15 protein-coding genes are annotated in these 16234 nt (G+C 70.5%); 6 read left to right on the top strand and 9 right to left on the bottom strand.

Annotated features, from left to right (window positions below; translation table 11 throughout):
• Positions 1–38: 38 nt before the first annotated feature.
• Positions 39–473 carry an ATP-binding protein gene (locus tag AC5P1C_RS35180; protein WP_493870044.1) on the bottom strand — a complete coding sequence of 145 codons (435 nt, stop codon included), beginning with the start codon at positions 471–473 and terminating at the stop codon, positions 39–41.
• Positions 474–603: 130 nt separating this feature from the next.
• Here AC5P1C_RS35180 and AC5P1C_RS35175 point away from each other — a divergent pair, with 130 nt between their 5' ends.
• Both AC5P1C_RS35175 and AC5P1C_RS35170 read left to right on the top strand, forming a co-directional pair.
• Positions 604–1470: a helix-turn-helix domain-containing protein gene (locus AC5P1C_RS35175; protein ID WP_493870043.1), complete on the top strand. Its 867-nt coding sequence runs from the start codon at positions 604–606 to the stop codon at positions 1468–1470.
• On the top strand, positions 1467–1718 hold the full coding sequence (locus tag AC5P1C_RS35170) for a DUF397 domain-containing protein (RefSeq protein WP_493870042.1): 252 nt from the start codon (positions 1467–1469) through the stop codon (positions 1716–1718). Before AC5P1C_RS35175 ends, AC5P1C_RS35170 begins: the two co-directional genes overlap by 4 nt.
• Before the next feature lie 18 nt (positions 1719–1736).
• Here AC5P1C_RS35170 and AC5P1C_RS35165 read toward each other — a convergent pair whose 3' ends face one another.
• The 4 genes from AC5P1C_RS35165 to AC5P1C_RS35150 form a co-directional block, all read right to left on the bottom strand.
• A complete protein-coding gene (locus AC5P1C_RS35165; protein WP_493870041.1) occupies positions 1737–3215 on the bottom strand; it encodes a caspase family protein in 1479 nt (492 codons plus the stop codon).
• A 10-nt stretch (positions 3216–3225) separates the two neighbouring features.
• Positions 3226–3609 (bottom strand): hypothetical protein, encoded by a 384-nt coding sequence (locus tag AC5P1C_RS35160; protein ID WP_493870040.1) that lies wholly within the window; start codon positions 3607–3609, stop codon positions 3226–3228.
• Between the two features lie 102 nt (positions 3610–3711).
• The gene (locus tag AC5P1C_RS35155) at positions 3712–4371 is read right to left on the bottom strand and encodes a maleylpyruvate isomerase mycothiol-dependent enzyme family protein (protein ID WP_493870039.1); all 660 of its coding nucleotides are present in this window, start codon (positions 4369–4371) and stop codon (positions 3712–3714) included.
• A gap of 237 nt (positions 4372–4608) precedes the next feature.
• Positions 4609–6045 carry an MFS transporter gene (locus AC5P1C_RS35150; protein ID WP_493870038.1) on the bottom strand — a complete coding sequence of 479 codons (1437 nt, stop codon included), beginning with the start codon at positions 6043–6045 and terminating at the stop codon, positions 4609–4611.
• A gap of 228 nt (positions 6046–6273) precedes the next feature.
• Between AC5P1C_RS35150 and AC5P1C_RS35145 the strand changes: the two genes are divergently transcribed.
• On the top strand, positions 6274–7155 hold the full coding sequence (locus AC5P1C_RS35145; RefSeq protein ID WP_493870037.1) for a helix-turn-helix transcriptional regulator: 882 nt from the start codon (positions 6274–6276) through the stop codon (positions 7153–7155).
• Here AC5P1C_RS35145 and AC5P1C_RS35140 read toward each other — a convergent pair.
• The 3 genes from AC5P1C_RS35140 to AC5P1C_RS35130 all read right to left on the bottom strand — a co-directional run bounded on the left by AC5P1C_RS35140 (position 7152) and on the right by AC5P1C_RS35130 (position 12102).
• On the bottom strand, positions 7152–8744 hold the full coding sequence (locus tag AC5P1C_RS35140; protein ID WP_493870036.1) for an alpha/beta hydrolase: 1593 nt from the start codon (positions 8742–8744) through the stop codon (positions 7152–7154). The two genes, AC5P1C_RS35145 and AC5P1C_RS35140, sit on opposite strands and share 4 nt — an antisense overlap.
• 84 nt (positions 8745–8828) lie before the next feature.
• Positions 8829–10730, bottom strand: coding sequence for an AMP-dependent synthetase/ligase (locus tag AC5P1C_RS35135; RefSeq protein ID WP_493870035.1), 1902 nt, complete (start codon positions 10728–10730; stop codon positions 8829–8831).
• Between the two features lie 103 nt (positions 10731–10833).
• Positions 10834–12102 (bottom strand): acetyl-CoA C-acetyltransferase, encoded by a 1269-nt coding sequence (locus AC5P1C_RS35130; protein WP_493870034.1) that lies wholly within the window; start codon positions 12100–12102, stop codon positions 10834–10836.
• Between the two features lie 72 nt (positions 12103–12174).
• Here AC5P1C_RS35130 and AC5P1C_RS35125 point away from each other — a divergent pair, with 72 nt between their 5' ends.
• Together AC5P1C_RS35125 and AC5P1C_RS35120 are read left to right on the top strand one after the other, a co-directional pair.
• A complete protein-coding gene (locus AC5P1C_RS35125; RefSeq protein ID WP_493870033.1) occupies positions 12175–13491 on the top strand; it encodes a 3-oxoacyl-ACP reductase in 1317 nt (438 codons plus the stop codon).
• A gap of 399 nt (positions 13492–13890) precedes the next feature.
• Positions 13891–14751 carry a MaoC family dehydratase gene (locus AC5P1C_RS35120; protein WP_493870032.1) on the top strand — a complete coding sequence of 287 codons (861 nt, stop codon included), beginning with the start codon at positions 13891–13893 and terminating at the stop codon, positions 14749–14751.
• A 39-nt stretch (positions 14752–14790) separates the two neighbouring features.
• Here AC5P1C_RS35120 and AC5P1C_RS35115 read toward each other — a convergent pair whose 3' ends face one another.
• Entirely contained in the window at positions 14791–15447 is a 657-nt protein-coding gene (locus AC5P1C_RS35115) for a TetR/AcrR family transcriptional regulator (RefSeq protein ID WP_493870078.1), read from the bottom strand.
• A 278-nt stretch (positions 15448–15725) separates the two neighbouring features.
• On the opposite strand from AC5P1C_RS35115, the gene AC5P1C_RS35110 reads away from it, so the two are divergent.
• The gene (locus AC5P1C_RS35110) at positions 15726–16166 is read left to right on the top strand and encodes a hypothetical protein (RefSeq protein WP_493870031.1); all 441 of its coding nucleotides are present in this window, start codon (positions 15726–15728) and stop codon (positions 16164–16166) included.
• Positions 16167–16234: the final 68 nt, after the last annotated feature.

The following is a 16234-nucleotide window of genomic DNA, read 5'->3' as shown; positions in this document are numbered from 1 at the left end:
GGGGTGCGGGCCTCCGCACCCCAGCCCCCGCCACGTGCCTACAGCCGCCGGCTGCGGACCTCGGCCCAGACCGTCTTGCCGATCCGGCGCTCCGTGACGCCCCACGCCGCGGCGCTCGCTTCGACGAGACACAGCCCACGGCCCGCCTCCGCCTCGGGGTCGGCCGCGCGCAGCTCCGGGACGCGGTCGCCCCGCGCGTCCGACACCTCGATACGCAGCGTGCGCGACGGCTCCGCGTAGGCGAGACGGAGTTCGAAGTCCCTTCCGGGTACGTGGCCGTGCGTGACGGCGTTGGCCGCCAGCTCGGCGGTGATGTGCGCTGCCGTGTCGGAGAGGTCGCTGCCGTGGGGGATTCCCCAGAGGTACAGCTCGTGGGTCACGAGCATGCGGGCCAGGCGGGCGCCTCTGCGGGTGGAGCTGAGTCGCTGCGCGAACTCGAACTCGGTTTGGGGGGTGGAGATTTGGCTTTCCATGTAACCGAGCGTGGCCATGGCGCTCTACGCTGACCAGGTACGACGCCGCGACGGAGCGTAGCTGTATGAGTGCAGCTGGTTGGTCGTATGAGGTGTCGACCGTGACCACTGCGCGAGGGCGGTACGGGATATGACGAGTACGGATCGAGAAGAGCGGCCGGAAAGGCCCTCCGAGATGGACGGCACGGCGCATCTCTTCAGGGCGCTGGGCAAACAGATCAAGGTGTTGCGTGAGCACGCGGGGATGAGCCAACGAGATCTGGGCAAGGCGGCGCATTGCGGCGAGGCGCTCATCTCGGCCATGGAGCGAGGGGTTCGGACTCCGCAGCCGGAGTTCCTGATCAGGGCCGATGAGTTGCTCGACGCCAGGGGCGTGCTGGCGGCGGCCGCCGATGACGTACGCGAGGCGCAGTCGAAAGCTCGGACGCGGCATCCGGAGTGGTACCGGAAGTACGCAAGCCTGGAAGGCGAGGCCATCGAGCTGCACGACTACAGCAACCAAGTCGTCCATGGCCTGCTGCAGACACCTGAATACGCACGAGCAATCTTCTCCCAGCGACGCCCGTTCTTGGATCCGGAGACGATCGACAGGCGAGTGGCTGACCGGCTGGACCGCCAGCAGATCTTCGAGCGCTGGCCTGCTCCGATCTGCAGCTTCATCGTGGAAGAGGCCGCGCTTCAGCGGCCGATCGGCGGGCACCTGGTGCATGACGGCCAGTTGCAACAGCTTCTACGCGTCGGCCGACACCGGACCGTGGAGCTACAGGTGATGCCGACCGACCGTGCGGAACACCCCAATGTGGATGGGGTGTTCACCCTCGTCACCAGCAAAGCGCGACAGCAGGTGGCCTATACGGAGGTCCAGGGGTACCCCCGGCTGATCACTGACGTAGAAGAGGTCAGGCTCATCACTGCCCGCTATGGCATCCTTCGATCACAGGCGCTGAACGCCCGGGAATCCCTGGTCCTGATCGAGAAGATGCTGGGAGCGCGATGAACATCGAGCAGCTCAACTGGTTCAAGTCCAGCTACAGCGGCGGCGAAGGCGGATCGTGCCTGGAGGTCGCCTACACCTGGCGCAAGTCCAGCCACAGCAGCGGTGAAGGCGGCGACTGCGTAGAGGTATCCCCCTGCCCCCATGCCATCCACGTACGCGACTCCAAGAACCCCGAGGGCCCCAACTTCGCGGTGGCCCCCGCCACTTGGGCCGCGTTCGTCACGTACACCGGCAGCCCTGTCGCCTGACTGGCCGGTGGGCGTGGTCTAGATGACGCCCAGGCGGTCCGCGATCGAGTACCAGGGTTCGTCGCTGACGTCCCAGATCCACGGCACGATCAGGCCCGCTGCGAACGCCAGGACCGTCAGGGCCGCGGCGGTCAAGAACAAGTTCTCTCTCTGCTCGACGATCGGGGTCACCAGGAGCAGATCCGCGAGGGCAACGGCCACCAGGCCCACCACGGCGTACACGGCCAAATTGATGATGCCCGCGCCGGGTTCGGCCTGCAGACCGGCGGTGAACGTGGCCGTGGCGCCGTATGTCAGAGCGGGCGCGAGTACGGTGCTGACGGGCATCCAGAGCCGGAAGGCGAGGGAGGGCTTCGGGGCGGGAGGGTGCAGCGGGACCTTGACCTGTTTGCGTGGCTCGGCCTGGCCTGTCCGCTTGCGTCGCTGATTCTCCTCTTGCCAGCGATCCAGCCAGTCGTAAAGGTCTTCCGGGGCGAGGAATCCGACGAGCTCGGTGAGGAAGGGCCGTGAAGGGAACTCTCCCTCGAGGATTCCCTTGAGCTGCTTCTCGCTGGGGGCCAGTTCCTGGAGCTTGGCGTACGACAGTTCCTTCTGACGCAGCAGGCCGATCAGCTCCTGGACGAATGTGCTGTCCCCGGAGGAGTTCTTCGAGATGGTGATCCTGTCGGCCGCCAGAACCGACCCCTCGCTGTCCTGCACCGGCATCAAGGGCGTCGGGGCCGCGAGCGAGGGCTCCGGGGGGTCCTCTTCCCTCGGACGCAGCACCGAACGGGCCACGACAACCCGGTACTGAGTCATGGCCCAGAGCTGCGGACGCTGCTTGGCGTCGCTGCCGAGCAATTGCTGGCAGACGTAGTCGTACAGTTCATTGATGCTGATCAGGCCGTCGCGGTCGCGGTCCGCCCGCCCCGTGCGCAGCCCCTCGATGATGGCTGCCGTGAAGCGGGACGGTGCGGGGTCGGCCTCGGTGAGGCTGTCGCCTTCCCAGGCGTACTCGGTGCGATTGGTCGCAGTGAGCACCACCCTTCCATGACCGGCCAGTTCGTCTTTGACGTGCACCATGTCGTCGCCTTTGGCGCCCGGCCAAAAGGCTCCGCTGTAGCAGCAGTCCAGGAGGAGCACGATCGACTTCGCTCGGCAGCGAGCCATCTGTGTGTGGAGGAACGCGGCTGAGACGGCCGTCGAGCCGAGCAGTCTCGGGTCGGTGTCCTTGGCGGCGAAGAACAGCTCGCCGTTGTCATTCTTGATGCCGTGGCACGACAAGTGCACCAGCAGGAGGTCGTCCGGACGCCGGTCGAGGAAGAACTCTTCGAGGCTGCGGGCTACTTCAGAGTGCCGACCATCGAGGATGGTGCGTACGTCGAAGCCGCCGATATTCCGGTCCTGAAGTACCTTGCCAAGACCCTCGGCATCCCGCGCCGGGGAGCGCAGCCTCCTCAGGGCAGACTTGTCGTAGCTCCCCGTCGCAATGAGCAGTGCATGGCGGCCCGTGGACACGGCGGCTTCCTCAGGACCCACTGGATTCATCCGGTGCGGTATCCCCATGAGCGGCGACGAACGTATCGATCAGCCGGCGCTGGTCCGCCGATGAGACGGCCTGCAGCTCAAGGGTGTCGTCGCCGATCGTGATGCTCACGGTACGGACGGGCCGGTGTTCGATCCACGCCTCCACCAGGCGCAGCACTGCCCGCAGCGCGAAGGGAGCCAAGGTGACCGTCAGCGCTCCGAGGGCGATCAGGTCGCCCGGCTTGGCCCCCGCGGGTGCCGCACCGGAGCGAGCCAACGCGACCTGGTCGACGTCCAACTCCAGGAGATGAGACCGGAATTGGGCCGTGAGGGTGTCAAGTTCCTCTTGGTCGCTGTCCAGAGCTCCCGTCAGCACAAGATTCATCTGCTTGACCCCGTGGCCCACCGCTGCCTCCCCCGTCGACCGGCTGGCGATCAGGCTACAACGGCATCAGTGGCGCGACCTCGTTATCCACGCACGAACCAGTCAGGACCGGGGCTCCCCGTGCCACCGCCACGAAGCGAGCCGCTCCCGGCCCGGCAACTCGCCACGCCCCGTGGCCCAGAGGAGGGTCGGCCAGGGTTCCGTTTCCCGCGGGGCGGCCGGGAACAGGCGGTGGAGGACTCGGGCGCACACGTCGGCGGGCGGAGTCCATTTCAAGCCGAGGCCCGCGGCCAAGTCGTATGTGTGGACCACAGTTTCCACGACCCCCATCGCAGCGAAGCCCTCCGGGTCGGAGATCCCGAAGCCGTGGTACGAGCGGGTCGTCGAGGGCGCCGTGCGCACCATGGCGATGAGCAGGGCTCCGCTCGACTCCAGGACCTGGAGCAGCCCCGCAGGGCCCGCCGCCTGGTCCGCGTGGATCGCGTTGGAAGGGCCGCCGGGCCTGCGCGGCTCCCAGATGAACGGGATCTCTCCCTCCAAGGGCGGCTGCCGCGGGCCGAGTTGGGCCGCGTACGCGAAGAGGTCGTCGCTGAGGTGCTCCACCGTTTCCCAGCAGTCCCACTCCAGCGTTCCCGCCTTGCGGTCCCAGGCCGTCGGGGGTGCTTCGCGGAGGGTGGTGAGGGCGAGCCGGAGGGCGTCGTCGAGGTCGTCCGGCGTGACGGGGCCCGTGGCGGATGGGTCTTGTTCGGCTTGTCGGCGCATGGTGGGGACCGTAGCCGCGCGTGCGCTCGGCTCCCACCGGATTTCCCTGTGCCCCGGCGAACCGCCACCTCGTGGGCGCCCGCATGTCGGAGTCCCGGCCGAAGACCCGCCGCGGGCGGACCCGGTACGCGGGCCCCGCGCTCACCCGGCGGCATCGGCATCCCGAACATCACCGGCGCCTCGGCCACGGGATCGGGCAGAGGCTTCATGCCTCCACGGTACGCCGGAGGGGGCGAGTCACCGGCCGTCCCCGGCCCCATCCCCGGCCCCGTCCCGAGGCAGCAGCCACGCCGTCAGCGCCGTCGTCGCGCACAGCAGCAGGCCCACCGCGACGAGGGCCTCGCGCATCCCGGTGAGCGAGAAGCCCGTCGCGCCGTCGGACGCGAGGAGCGCGCCGAACAGTGCGACCGCCATCGCGCCGCCCGTCTGACGCAGCGCGTTGAGCAGGCCGGACGCGGTTCCCGCGCGGTGGGCGGGGACGGCGTCCATCAGCAGGCCGGTCAGCGCGGGGACCACGAAGGCGCCGCCCATGCCGGTGGGGGCGAGCAGGACGAGCACCAGCCAGAGCGGGGTGTCCGCGGCCAGCGGCAGGAGCAGGAACATCGCGAGGACGAACACCGCCTGCCCCGCCACGATCACCCGACGGCGGCCGATCCGCTCCGCGATGCGCGGCGAGACCAGGTTCGAAGCCGTGGTGAGGAACGCCAGGGGCACGAACATCAGGCCGGTCGCGATCGCCGACATCCCCCGCAGCTGCTGGCAGTAGAGCCCGAGCAGGAACACGACCCCGTAGAAGCCCGCGTTGACGGCGAAGCCGACCGCCAGCGAGACGCCGACCCGTCGCTCACGCAGCAGGCCGAGCGGGACCATGGGCGCGCGGTGCCGCTTCTCGGCGGCATGGAAGCCGATGCCCGACGCGATGGCTAGACCGGCGGCAGCGATCACCGGCACGCTGGTCCACCCCAGGTGTCCGCCCTCGATGACGGCGAACGCGAGCCCCGCCAGGGCCAGTACGGCGCTGACCTGACCGGCGAAGTCGAGGGGTGCGGGGCGTCGCGGAGAGGGAGCGGTGCGGACGAGGAGGGCGAGAATCACCGCCCCGATGGGCAAGTTGAGAAGAAAGACGGCACGCCATCCGGCCGCCTCGGTGAGTACGCCACCGAGTACCGGCCCGGCGGCCAGGGCGAGCGAACCACCCACCGCCCACAGTGAGATGGCGTTCGCGCGGCGACGCGGATCGTCGTACGCCTGCCGGATCAGCGCGAGCGAGGCGGGCATGACGATGGCCGCGGCCCCGCCCTGCGCCGTGCGGGCGGCGATGAGCGCGCCGATGCCGGGGGCCGCCGCGCAGGCGAGCGACGCGAGGGTGAAGAGCCCGACTCCCCAGGCGTAGGCGCGCCGCGCACCCGCCCGGTCGGCGAGGGCGCCCGCGGAGAGCATGAGGGCGGCGAACATCAACGTGTACGCGTCCACGACCCACTGCAGCCCCGCCATGCCACCGTGCAGGGAGGTGCGGATGTCGGGCAGCGCGATGTTCACGGCGGACACGTCGACGGTGATGACGGTGAAGCCGAGGAGGGAGGCCAGGAGGGCGAGGGTGGGCGAGCGCGTCGGGGTGGTGGGGGGCGCGGTGCGGAGGGAGACGGGAGCGGAGGCGACAGCGGGGGACGGCATGGGCGGTATCTCCAGCGAGGCAATCGACTGCGGGGCAATAGGGCGGGGGGCAATAGGGCGGGGGAAATTCGGGCGGGTCGGCGGGAAAGCCCCCGCGGCAAGCAGCACCGACGGGGTCACGCCAAGACTCCGCCCAGGCCCGCCGCCCCGGCAGACCGCAGGGTTCCTGGCCCTGACACAGCCCCCCACGCCCACCCCCCGCACACACCCACCGGGGACAATGGACGGATGGCGACGAAGGCAGAGGGCACGGAACTGGGCAGATACCTGCGGGCCAGGCGCGCGCAGGTGAGCCCCTCGGACGCCGGTCTCCCGGCCGGCACAGGCCTACGCCGCACCCCCGGGCTCCGCCGCGAGGAACTCGCCACGCTCGCCGGAGTCAGCGTCGACTACTACACGCGCCTGGAGCGGGGCCGCGAGACGAACCCCTCCCCCTCGGTCATCGACGCCCTGGCCCGCGCCCTGCGCCTCGGCGGCGACGCCCACGAGCGCCTGTACGACCTGGCCGAGCTGGCATCGGGCCGCCTCACGGAGCCGCACCCCACCGCCGACCACACGGTCCGCGAGTCCATCGTCCGCATGGTGGAAGCTCTGCGCCCGCTGCCCGCGTACGTGGTCAGCCGCCACAACCGCCTCCTGGCCGCCAACCCGCCCGCCCGCAATCTCCTCCCCGGCCTCTGGGACTGGGCCCCGGAGCAGCGCAACCTCACGCGGTACCTCTTCCTGCACCCCGTGGGCCGTACCCTCTACGTCCCGTGGGAGGAGACCGTGGCCACGTCGGTCGCCCACCTGCGCGCGGTCGGGGGCCTCGACCCCGACTCGCCCCAGCTCGCCGCCCTGGTCGGCGAACTCCTCCTGAAATCACCGGACTTCGCGCGCATGTGGGAGCGGTACGACGTGAAGGAACGGGGCGGCGGCGTCAAGAACTTCGCGCACCCCAAGGTGGGCCCGATGACGCTCACGTACGAGACGATGCAGCTCGCGCGGACGGGCGGCCAGCGCCTGGTCACCTACCAGGCGCCGCCCGGCAGCCCGGACGAGGAAGCGATGCTGCGCCTGGACCCGGCGGCCCGCACCCCTCACCGGCCGCTGACCGCCGGCCCTCTCTAGTCCTCTTCCTCCACCCCGCACGAGCTCCCGGTCTTCGGCGTCTCTCCGTACAGAAGGAACCGGTCCACCTTGTCCCGCACGCACTTCGACCCCGCGTAACCGGTGTGCCCGTCGCCCTTGTTGTCCAGGACTATGGCCGACGACCCGAGGCGCTTCGCGGTCTCCTCGGTCCAGCGGTACGGCGTCGCCGGGTCCCCCCGGGTGCCGACCAGGAGGAAGTCGGGGCTCTTCACGTCGCGTACGTCGTCACGGATGTAGTCCGTGCCTGCCGGACGCCCGTAGCAGAACAGCACCGGCATCAGCATCGACCGGCCGAAGATGGCGGACGTCGACTCGAACTCCTGCTGGAGCTCGGTGACTTCCTTCTCCAGGCGTGCGGCGCTGGGGCGGTCCGGGTCGTCCGCGCAGTTCACGGCCATGAGCGCGGCAGCCATGTTGTCGGCGGGGACGTCCACGGGCGCCCGCCCCGCGACTCCGCTGCCGGGACGCTGATGGGCCAGGGAGCCGCTCATCCGCAGCAGCGCCCTGGGGTCGCCGTCCGCCATCAGCGCGCCGAGCGCCTGCGAGAGGGCGGGCCACGACTGCCTGCTGTAGAGCGACTGGCCGAGCACCTCCACGACGTCCTGGCCGGTGAACTCCGCGCCGTCCGCGGACTGGAGGGGATACTGGTCGAGCCCCTTGATCAGGTCGGCCATGTGGCCGCGTGCCGCACGCGAGTCGGTGCCGAAGACACAGCCCGGGTTGTCCGTGCACCACTCGATGAAGTTGTCGAGGGCGGTCTGCCGCCCCTCCGCGCTGACCAGGGCCTGTTCCGCGACGTCCTCGGTGAGCGTGTCCACGCCGTCGAGGACCATCCGGCCGACCTTGTCCGGGAACTGAGCGGTGTAGACGGCGCCGAGCCGTGTCCCGTAAGAGAAGCCGAGATAGTTCAGCTTCTTGTCGCCGAGCACCTCCCGCATGACGTCCATGTCGCGCGAGACGTTGACCGTCCCGACGTACGGAAGGACCGGTCCCGACTCCTTCTTGCACTGCTCGGAGATCTTGCGCACCTCGTCGAGCACGGCGCTCGGGTCGTCGGGGTCCTCCTCCATCTTCGGCTCTTCGGCTCCCATGTCCCCGCAACTGACGGGTGAGCTCTCGCCCACGCCGCGGGGATCGAAGGAGACCACGTCGTACCCCTTGCCGAGATACTCGAACTCCTTCTGCGCGTTGAGCAGCCCGGAGACCCCGGCGCCGCCGGGCCCTCCGAAGTTCAGGAACAGCGAACCCCGTGGCTCACCGCTGGACTTGATGCGGATCATGGCCAACTTGACCGTGCCGCGCCCCGGTTTCGCGTAGTCGAGAGGGACCGTGAGCTTGCCGCACTGGATGTTCTTGTCCTTGGGGACGGTGGTGGCATCGGTCTCCGCGATGAGACCCGCCCCGTCTCCCTCGCAGGCACCCCACTTGATCTTCTGCGTGTAGTAGCGGGACAGGTCGGGCGAGGACGAGGGTGAGGGCTCGGCCGCCGCGCTCTCGCCCGGCAGCCAGGCTCCTGTCCCCATCACGGCCAGCGCGGTCACGCCGGCGAGTGCGACAGCTCTGCGCACGGCAACCTCCCAGGGTCTGCCCCTCGATCACCCTAAGCGCGGGGCAGCTGCCCCGCCCGTTCAGGTGACGGTGAGTGACAGTCGCTACCGTGCGTGTCCGTACAGGCCCTCTATCTCCTCCGCGAAGTCCCGCCCGATGGCGTCCCGCTTCAGCTTCAGGGACGGGGTCAGATGGCCGCTCTCCTCCGTGAAGTCCACGGGAAGGACGGCGAAGCGCCGGATGGACTCGGCCCGCGAGACGAGCTTGTTCGCCTCGTCGACGGCGCGCTGCAGGGTCTCGAGCAGATCGGCGTCCTCCACCAGATCGGCCGGTTGCGTGTGCTCCTTCTTCTTCATGCGGCACCAGTGCGCGATGCCGTCCGCCTCCAGCGTGAGCAGGGCGGTGATGTACGGCCGGTCGTCGCCGACCACCATGCACTGGCCGACCAGCGGGTGGGCGCGCAGCCAGTCCTCCAGCGGGGCGGGCGCCACGTTCTTGCCGCCGGTGGTGATGAGGATGTCCTTCTTGCGCCCGGTGATGGAGAGGTACCCGTCGGCGTCGAGGGCGCCGATGTCCCCCGTCGCGAACCACTCCCCCTTCGCCGGCACCGCACGCCCGGCCTGTCCGTCCCAGTAGCCGCCGAAGACCTGACCCCCGGCGAGCAGCACCTCGCCGTCGTCCGCGATCCGCACACGCGTACCGGGCAGCGGCCAGCCCACCGTCCCGAGCTTGGGCCGCAGCGGCGGTGTCACGGTCGCCGCCGCGGTGGTCTCGGTCAGCCCGTACCCCTCGAAGATCTCGATGCCCGCCCCCGCGTAGAACGCGGCGAGACGGCGCCCGAGCGGCGAACCGCCGCAGATCGCGTACTTCACCTTGCCGCCGAGCGCCGCGCGGATCCGCCGGTAGACCAGCGGGTCGTACAGCGCGCGGGCAAGGCGAAGCCCGAACGTCGGACCCGGGCCCGTGCCGTGCTGCCGCGCCTCGACCGCCTCGCCGTATCGGACGGCGATGCGGGCGGCGCGGTCGAAGGAGGAGGCGCGCCCCATCTTCTCGGCGGTCGCGCGCCCGGTGTTGAACACCTTCTCCAGGACGTACGGAATGGCGAGCAGGAAGGTGGGCCGGAAGCCCGCCAGATCCCCCAGCAGATCCTCGGTCTGAATGCTCGGCGCGTGCCCGAGCCGCACTCGCGCGCGCATGCAGCCGATGGCGACCATGCGTCCGAAGACGTGGGACAGCGGCAGGAAGAGCAACGTGGAGGCAGGCTCCTTGCTGACGGACTTGAAGACGGGATGAAGCAGCTCGATCGCGTTGTCGACCTCGGCGAAGAAGTTGCCGTGGGTCAGGACGCAGCCCTTGGGCCGCCCGGTGGTGCCGGAGGTGTAGATGATCGTGGCGACGGAGTCGGGCCCCACCTCACCCCTCCTGCCCTCCACTTCCGCATCGGATATCTCCCCGCGCCGCCCCAGCTCGGCGAGCCGCCGCACGTCCCCCTTCTCGAAAGACCACAGATGTTCCAGGTCGGGCATCCGGTCACGCTCGGGCCCGAGCGACGCGGCGAGGGCGGCGGTCTCGACGGCGAGCGCGACGGCGCCGGAGTCCTGCACGATCCACCGGGTCTGGTAGGCGGATGAGGTCGGATAGACGGGCACGGTGACGAGCCCGGCGGCCCACCCCGCGAAGTCGAGCAGCGTCCACTCGTACGTCGTACGCGCCATGATGGCGAGCCGGTCCCCCGGAGCGAGCCCCTCGGCGATCAACCCCTTGGCGACGGCGAGGACTTCCTCGGTGAACTCGGCGGCCGACACGTCCCGCCACCGCCCGTCGTCGCCCTTCCGGGAGAGCACGGCTTCGGCGGGTGCCTCACGGGCGTTGTCGAAGGGGATGTCGGCGAGGGAGCCACGGCTGACGGCGGAGGCGAACGGCGGCACCGAGACTTCGCGCACGGTGCCGTCGAGGCGACGCAAATCGGGCTCGACGAGGGCGGGTTGAGGGGAAATGGAAGACACGGGTGGCGGCTCCTGGTCGGGGGATGGTCGGGGGTGTGGTCCGGCGTGGCGGGGGACGCGGGCTTGCGGGCGGGCTCGGCGGAGCCGATGCCGGATACCGGCGCTACCGCTCCAAGATCGCCGTCACCCCCTGCCCGCCCGCCGCGCAGATGGAGATCAGCCCGCGCCCGGGGCCGCCGCGCTCGGCGAGCAGCGTGGCGAGGGTGGCGACGATCCGCGCGCCCGTGGCAGCGAAAGGGTGACCCGTGGCGAGCGAGGACCCGGCGACGTTGAGCCGGTCACGGTCCACGGCCCCGAGCCCGCGCTTCTCCCAGGCGGCAAGCGTGGCGAGCACCTGCGAGGCGAACGCCTCATGGACCTCGATGAAGTCGAAGTCCGCGAGCCCGAGCCCCACACGCTCCAGCATCCGCGGCACGGCGTGGGCGGGCGCCATCAGCAGCCCGTCCTCCCCGCCGACGACGTCACCGCCGACGAAGTCGACGGCGGCGGTCTCGTACGCGGTCATGAAGGCCAGCGGCTCGAGCCCGCGCTCCTCGGCCCACTCCTCACCGGCGAGGAGAGTGAGGGCGGCGCCATCGGTCAAGGGGGTCGAATTCCCGGCGGTCATGGTCGGGTTGGGCCCCTGCGCCCCAAAGACGGGCCGCAAGGTGCCCAGCTTCTCGACACTCGACCCCGGCCGCAGATTCTGATCCCGCTCAAGCCCTCGGAAGGGCACGACAAGCCCGTCCAGGAGCCCCCTGTCGTACGCGGCGGCAAGACGCCGATGGCTGGTGGCGGCGAGTTCGTCCTGCGCCTCGCGCGTGATGCCCCAGGCCTGGGCGGTCACGGCCGCGTGCTCGCCCATCGAAAGCCCGGTGCGGGGCTCGGCGTTGCGCGGAATGTCCGGTACGAGATGGGAGGGCCGCACGCGGGCGAGGGCCTTGACGCGGGCTCCGGCCGACTTGGCGCGGCGGGCGGACAGGAGGATCTTCCGCAGGGAGTCGTTGACGCCGAGGGGGGCGTCGCTCGCGGTGTCGGCGCCGCCGGCCACGGCGGACTCCGTCTGCCCCAGCGTGATCTTGTTGGCGGCGGCGATGACGGCTTGCAGCCCGGTGCCGCAGGCCTGCTGGATGTCGTACGCGGGTGTGGTCGGCGCGAGGCGTGACCCGAGGACGGTCTCACGGGCGAGGTTGAAGTCCCGGCTGTGCTTGAGCACGGCGCCCGCGACGAACTCGCCCACCGCGCCGGGCGCCTCAAGCCGGTATCGCTCGACGAGCCCGTCGAGGGCGGCGGTCAGCATCTCCTGATTGGACGCGGTCGCGTACGGGCCGTCGGAGCGCGCGAACGGGATGCGGCTGCCGCCGATGACCGCCACGCGGCGGGTGGTATTCATGTCTCGACCAACTCCTGACCCTTGAGTAACCTTACTCAGAAGTAAATTTACGACCGAGCTGGGAGTTGGACAATGGCCGACCGCTATCTGAACTTCACGGGCACCGCACCCGGCCGCTTCCTCACCCGAAGGCTCGGCCTCCCGCAGCCGTCGCCCCTGCACCGCTGGACCCCGGAACGCCCCTTCCTGGAAGGCGAGTTGCTGCACGTGACGGCGGGTAGATCCGCGCACGAGCCGGAGCTGTCCCGGGTCTTGTCCCGAACACACCTCAACCCGACGCCCGATTCCTCCCGCCCGACGGCGATAGTCCTGGACGCAACGGGCATAGCCGACACTCCCGCCCTGTCCGATGTGCACGCGGCGCTGCACCCCGTGGTGCGTTCGGTGACGGAGAACGGGCGGGTGGTGGTCCTCGGGGCACCGCTCTCACCGACCGACCACCATCAGGCGGCGGCGCAACAGGCGTTGGAGGGCTTCGTACGTTCCCTGGGCAAGGAGCTCGGCAGGGGCCGCACGGCGACGCTGGTCCGCATGCGCTCGGCGGCGGGCGCGGAGTCGACGCTGCGGTTCCTGCTGTCGCCGAGGTCGGCGTATGTGAGCGGCCAGGTGATCGAGGTGGGGGAAGCGGAGCCGACGGCCCCCTTCAGCTGGGACCGCCCCCTGTCAGGCCGTACGGCGCTGGTCACGGGGGCGGCACGGGGGATCGGCGAGGCGGTGGCGGAGGTGCTCGCGCGGGACGGTGCGCATGTGGTCGTACTCGATGTGCCGTCCGCCCAGGCGGAGTTGGTGAGGCTGGCGGACCGGCTCAACGGAACAGCCCTGCCGCTGGACATCACGGCGGAGGACGCCGGGGAGCGCATGGCGTCGGCGCTGGCCCCCGGCGGCCTGGACATCCTCATCCACAACGCGGGGATCACGAGGGACCGCAAGCTGGCCAACATGCCTGCGGACCGCTGGAACTCCGTCCTGGACGTGAACCTGACGAGCGTGCTGCGCACGACGGACGCGCTGCTCAAGTCCGGGACGTTGAACCGGGGCGGGAGTGTGGTGGCCACGGCCTCGATCGCCGGGATCGCGGGGAACGTCGGCCAGACGAACTACGCCGCCAGCAAGGCGGGGATCATCGGCCTGGTCCGTTCGCTGGCGCCGGGTGCGCTCGCGGAGTACGGGGTGACGGTGAACGCGGTGGCCCCCGGCTTCATCGAGACGAAGATGACGGCGGCGGTCCCCCTCTTCATCCGCGAGGCGGGCCGCAGGATGAATTCCCTTGGCCAGGGGGGCTTGCCGGTGGACGTCGCCGAAGCCACGGCATGGCTCGCCTCGCCCGCGTCCGGCGGGGTGCGGGGGCAGGTGGTGCGGGTCTGCGGCCAGAGCCTGCTGGGGGCGTAGGCCGCAGGGCGGCGGGGCAGGCACCGCAGCAGCCCCGCCTGCCCGAACAAACCTTCTCGCCAACCCGCCCGTGTGCCCCGCGGTGACAAGGGGTGGAGCTGGGATGGGGGGGTTCGTGTAGTGGTGCCCCCATGGACCCGCAGACGGGAGCGCTCGCGAGGGGACGTGCCGGTATGTCCGCCCGGAGCACGGTTCGCGGCACTCCCTAGTCGAAGTAACCCCGCGGCCACCGGACGATAGCGAGGACGGACATACCGGCGCGGCCCCGCACCCCAAGACGCACCAGCACCGCACCCCGCACCCGCCCCGCAGGGACCCCGCACCCCGCCCAAGCCCCGCAGGGACCCCGCACCCCGCAGCACGCGCACCCGCACCCGCACCCGCACCGAAAGGACCCCCATGCTCGCCCCCCTGCTCCTCCGCGGCGCGATCCTCTCGCCGCTCAAGCGGCCCCGCCCCGACGCCCCACTCCCCACCTCACGCCCGACCCTCAGCGGCGTACGCCCCAGCAGTGAGCATCTCGCCGCCTACTCCCGCCTCTGCGGCTACCCCACCCCCCAGCACACCTCCCCCCTCCCGCTCACCTACCCCCACGTCCTCAGCTTCCCCCTGGCCATGCGCCTCATGACCAGCCGTGCCTTTCCGCTGCCGCTCCTCGGTCTCGTGCACACGTCGATCGAGATCACCCGGCACCGCGCCCTCGCAGCCACGGACAGCCTCGAACTCTCCGTCCACGCGACCCACTTGACGCCCCACCGCCGCGGCACCGAAGCCACCCTCGTCACCGAAGCCCGCGTCGACGGCACCACCGTATGGACCTCCAGCAGCACCTACCTGGCCCGGCACCGGACCAGCAACACCGCCACCACCACAGGCACCGCCACCGGCACCACCACAGGCACCACCACCGCCACCAAGACACCGAGCGAACCCCTTCCCGCCCGAGCCCAGTGGCAGCTCCCCCCAAACCTCGGTCGCCGCTACGGCGCCGTCTCAGGTGACCGCAACCCCATCCACCTGCACCCCCTCACCGCACGCCCCCTCGGCTTCCCCCGCGCCATCGCCCACGGCATGTGGACCGCGGCCCGCTGCATCGCGGAGCACGAGAATCGAGGCGCACCCGAAGTCGCCCACGCACGCGTCGACTTCAAGGCCCCCGTACTGCTCCCCAGCACCGTCACGTACGCCGCCGACGGCCCCGCCTTCCAACTCCTCAGCTCCGACGGCACCACCACCCACCTCAGCGGAGCCCTCAACTAGAGGGCCAGAAAACGAATAAGCCAGGGGAGCCAGGGAGAGCTAGGGAACCCATCTCCGCCCCTCCATCAACTCCCCCAGCCCTGCCCACGCAAAGTTCATCAGCGTCGCCGCAGCCTCCTTCGCCGACACCGACGCGTCCCCGTTCGCCCAACCGGCGAGCGACTCCGCCGCCCCTACCAACGCCTGGGCAAGGCCCGCCACTTCACGCTCCGCCAGCTCCGGATTCCGGTGCGCCTCACGCGCTGCCTCCGCGATCAGTGACGTCACGAACGCCACGATCTCCTCTCGCATCACGGCGACTTCGGCCGCGAACGGCTCCCCCTGCGTACGCGCCTGGTTGTGCAGCACCACCCACGCGTCGGGCCGCTCCGCGGTGTGCGTGAAGAAGGCCTGCAGCCCAGCCCACAACTGCCGGTCAGCGGAGCCTCCTCCACTCGCATCGCCCGCGCTCGCACCGCCCCCGCTCGTGCCGCCCCCACTCACCCCACCCCGCACCGCCGCGACCAACGCCGCCGCCTCCCGCCGGATGCACGCGGTGAAGAGCTCTTCCTTGGAGTTCAGGTACAGATACACCAGCGGCTTCGAGACTCCCGCGACCTCCGCGATCTCGTCCATCGACGCCGCCCGGTACCCCCGCTGCCCGAAGATCCGCACGGCGGCATCCAGCATCTGCTGCTCCCGTACGGCCCGCGGCATCCGCTTCTGCCGCTTCCCCGCCGCGCCGCCGGCCACCGCACCGACCTTCACTTCGCCCACCCCAGCCGCCCGCCTTCCACACAACCTGTGCACAGAAAGACCAGCCTACGGTCAGCCCACCCCCGAGAGCCCGCCACCATGCGACACCACGTGGCACCACGACGCCACCCATCGCACCAGCCACATTTCTGCAGGTCAGAGCGCCACACACAACCCCGACCTACTCGCGACACCACCCACCCTTGCGCGTGGCGCCAAATTGATGCCATGATGGCGTCATGGACCTCACCCCGTACGTCGACTCCCTCCACCGCGATCTCGCGGTGGCCGCCGAAGCCGGCGGGGAGGAAGCGCGCGAGGTGGCCGAGCGGCTCACCGCCCCTCTGGAGTCGGCGACCCGGCTGACCCTGCTCACCGTGCTCACCGCCGCGATGGACGAGATCACCCGCGAGCTCGCCCCCGGCTCCGTCGACGTACGACTCCACGGCCTCGACCCCGACTTCGTGGTGACGCCGCCGCCCGCCGACATCGCCCCCGAGGAAACCGCCGCGCCCGCCGAGAGCGACGACCGCGGCGGCACCGCCCGCGTCAATCTGCGCCTGCCCGCCCACCTCAAGGCACGCACCGAGGAGACAGCGAACCGCGAGGGCCTGTCGGTCAACGCCTGGCTGGTCCGGGCCATTTCGGCAGCCGCGAACTCCACCCCAAGCACTCACTAGGCCCCTCACACACAGCCTCTCCCAGACCGGCCTTCCAAGACCCACCTTCCAAGACCCACAAGGACGGG

Source organism: Streptomyces sp. A18, from assembly GCF_059026065.1.
This window is presented reverse-complemented; position numbering and strand designations above follow the sequence as displayed.

What these genes read in the sequence shown, in the direction of transcription:
- AC5P1C_RS35120 (WP_493870032.1), top strand. Translation starts at nt 13,891, where the DNA reads ATGCTCGCCCCCCTGCTCCTCCGCGGCGCGATCCTCTCGCCGCTCAAG.
- AC5P1C_RS35130 (WP_493870034.1), bottom strand. Translation starts at nt 12,102, where the DNA reads ATGAATACCACCCGCCGCGTGGCGGTCATCGGCGGCAGCCGCATCCCG.
- AC5P1C_RS35110 (WP_493870031.1), top strand. Translation starts at nt 15,726, where the DNA reads ATGGACCTCACCCCGTACGTCGACTCCCTCCACCGCGATCTCGCGGTG.
- AC5P1C_RS35180 (WP_493870044.1), bottom strand. Translation starts at nt 473, where the DNA reads ATGGAAAGCCAAATCTCCACCCCCCAAACCGAGTTCGAGTTCGCGCAG.
- AC5P1C_RS35125 (WP_493870033.1), top strand. Translation starts at nt 12,175, where the DNA reads ATGGCCGACCGCTATCTGAACTTCACGGGCACCGCACCCGGCCGCTTC.
- AC5P1C_RS35115 (WP_493870078.1), bottom strand. Translation starts at nt 15,447, where the DNA reads ATGCCGCGGGCCGTACGGGAGCAGCAGATGCTGGATGCCGCCGTGCGG.
- AC5P1C_RS35160 (WP_493870040.1), bottom strand. Translation starts at nt 3,609, where the DNA reads ATGAATCTTGTGCTGACGGGAGCTCTGGACAGCGACCAAGAGGAACTT.
- AC5P1C_RS35155 (WP_493870039.1), bottom strand. Translation starts at nt 4,371, where the DNA reads ATGCGCCGACAAGCCGAACAAGACCCATCCGCCACGGGCCCCGTCACG.
- AC5P1C_RS35175 (WP_493870043.1), top strand. Translation starts at nt 604, where the DNA reads ATGACGAGTACGGATCGAGAAGAGCGGCCGGAAAGGCCCTCCGAGATG.
- AC5P1C_RS35170 (WP_493870042.1), top strand. Translation starts at nt 1,467, where the DNA reads ATGAACATCGAGCAGCTCAACTGGTTCAAGTCCAGCTACAGCGGCGGC.
- AC5P1C_RS35150 (WP_493870038.1), bottom strand. Translation starts at nt 6,045, where the DNA reads ATGCCGTCCCCCGCTGTCGCCTCCGCTCCCGTCTCCCTCCGCACCGCG.
- AC5P1C_RS35145 (WP_493870037.1), top strand. Translation starts at nt 6,274, where the DNA reads ATGGCGACGAAGGCAGAGGGCACGGAACTGGGCAGATACCTGCGGGCC.